Annotated in this window: 2 tRNA genes; both read right to left on the bottom strand. The window is 50.9% G+C overall.

Going from position 1 to position 373, the window contains the following annotated elements:
* Positions 1-92 precede the first annotated feature (92 nt).
* Positions 93-165 (bottom strand) — tRNA-Ala (locus tag KOG47_RS14675).
* A 22-nt stretch (positions 166-187) separates the two neighbouring features.
* Positions 188-264: transfer RNA gene (locus KOG47_RS14670), tRNA-Ile, on the bottom strand.
* Positions 265-373 lie beyond the last annotated feature (109 nt).

The following is a 373-nucleotide window of genomic DNA, read 5'->3' as shown; positions in this document are numbered from 1 at the left end:
GATCTAGCGTCTAAGACACACGGTCCTCACGGACCATATGTGAAATTGGTTTTTGATGTCTTGATGAATCTTCAGTTTTCAAGGAACAAAAGTGGAGCCTAGCGGGATCGAACCGCTGACCTCCTGCGTGCAAGGCAGGCGCTCTCCCAGCTGAGCTAAGGCCCCGTATTAGAATTGTTCATAAAAATGGTGGGCCTAAGTGGACTCGAACCACCGACCTCACGCTTATCAGGCGTGCGCTCTAACCGGCTGAGCTATAGGCCCTCTTAGAGAGGTTTTGGTCTCTCAAAACTGAACGATGGGCAATGCCACATGGGCATTTTCCTTAGAAAGGAGGTGATCCAGCCGCACCTTCCGATACGGCTACCTTGTT

This window comes from Exiguobacterium sp. s121 (assembly GCF_018617245.1).
GTDB lineage: Bacteria > Bacillota > Bacilli > Exiguobacteriales > Exiguobacteriaceae > Exiguobacterium > Exiguobacterium profundum.
The sequence above is the reverse complement of the archived record's forward strand: the minus strand, read 5'-3'. Positions and strand labels throughout refer to the sequence as shown.